The 1674-nt window shown below is 45.8% G+C and carries 2 protein-coding genes; one reads left to right on the top strand and one right to left on the bottom strand.

The window, feature by feature from the left end:
• Positions 1-461 (bottom strand): DUF87 domain-containing protein (locus Q0256_RS07060; RefSeq protein WP_297961608.1); only part of this gene is annotated, 461 nt, incomplete at its 3' end.
• A gap of 94 nt (positions 462-555) precedes the next feature.
• Here Q0256_RS07060 and Q0256_RS07065 point away from each other — a divergent pair.
• Complete coding sequence (locus Q0256_RS07065) at positions 556-1479, top strand: methylenetetrahydrofolate reductase (RefSeq protein WP_297961612.1); 924 nt, start codon at positions 556-558, stop codon at positions 1477-1479.
• The last annotated feature ends 195 nt before the right edge of the window (positions 1480-1674 follow it).

The following is a 1674-nucleotide window of genomic DNA, read 5'->3' on the forward strand; positions in this document are numbered from 1 at the left end:
TCAAAGTCGCTTAGCAGGCTGATTCCAAGGCCTGCGCTTGATTTGGGCGTATAAATTCTAAAATCAGCGCTGTTTTTCAAAAGCTGTACTCGCGCCAGGTCTTGATATGAGCCCTCGATCCCCTCTCGCCAAGTATTCGCGGTCTGTTCGGCGTACTCGCGCACGCTAAGACCTTTGTTTTGCGCCTCGGCCTCGTCGATATAAGGCTCAAAATCCTCAGCCCTCATCTGCGGAAAGGTAAGAGCTAAATTCGTTAGATCGCCCTTTGGATCGATGATGATGGATGGGATATTATCGATCGCGGCTTCCTCTAGCAGCGTGATGCCAAGTCCCGTTTTACCGCTGCCGGTCATTCCGATGATAAGCGCGTGGGTCGTCAGATCCTTGTTTTTATACAAAAACGGCTCGCCGTTTTCAAGCCCCAGATAAAAAAGCTTTAAATTTTCTTGAAGCGTTTTCATTGCCTTCCTTAAATTTGCAATTTGCGCGGCATTATATCATTTAAATTTTTAAATTTAAATTTGCTAAAATGCGCGAAAAATCAAGGAATAACAAGTGTTAAAAGAAAAAATTAGAAATGGGAAAAGCGGAATTTTGCTCTATGGCATCGTTCCGCCTAAAATCACGTCCTCTCAAGACGAGCTCGAGCGCCTAGGTGCGGCGTGGTCGCAGCGCCTAGGCGAATGCGAATGCGACGGTATCGTCATCTACGATCTACAAGATGAAAGCGCGCGCACAAAAGATGAGCGAACCTTTCCTTTTGTGCATACGATCGATCCTGCGCGCTATTACACTCAGTATCTGCACACCGATAAAGAAGCGATCATCTACCGCGCGGTAGGCAAATACGACGAGGCGGAATTTTGCGAAATTCTAAGGCATGCCGCAAGCGGGCTGGGCGTTTTCGTGGGGGCGAGCTCTAAAAACGAAGAATGCAAACTGCATCTAAGCCGCGCCTATGAGATCAAGCGGCTCGTGGCGCCGCATCTTTGCCTAGGCGGCATCTGCATACCCGAGCGCCATGAAAAGAGCCACGACGAGCACCTAAAAATCGCGGAGAAGACTGCAGACGGGTGCGAATTTTTTATCACTCAGGCGGTTTATAATGTGCAAAATGCCAAAGATTTCATCGACGATTACGCCGCTTTGGAGTGCAAAAAGGTGCCGATAATCTTTACTTTCACGCCGTGCGGCAGCCTAAAGACGCTTGAGTTTATGAAGTGGCTTGGCATCTCGGTGCCAGTTTTTTTACAGCAGCGGCTACAAAGCAGCGTCGATATCTTGCAAAGTTCAACAGCGCTGTGCGTGGAAATGTTTGATTTCATCTACAAATACGCCCTCGCAAAAGATGTAAGCGTGGGCGCAAACGTCGAGAGCGTAAGCACCCGCCGCGTCGAAATCGAAGCCTCGCTTAGCTTACTAAAAGAGATCAGAAAAATTATCCTTAAGCACGAGAATTTGGGATTTTACGTTATTTAAAATTTTAAACCGAGCGCACGAACAAAACGCTAGATAGTCCAAGTTAACGGGGGAATTTTAAATAATTTTAGATCGCTTTCTGAAAAATAAATCGAAATTTTATCCGAACGGAATTTGAACTTAAAATTTATAAAAAATCGCCTTAATAATATGCTTTAATACCTGTCGTCCATAACTGTAAGATGATATTTCGTG

Source organism: uncultured Campylobacter sp., from assembly GCF_937949835.1.
Taxonomy (GTDB): domain Bacteria; phylum Campylobacterota; class Campylobacteria; order Campylobacterales; family Campylobacteraceae; genus Campylobacter_B.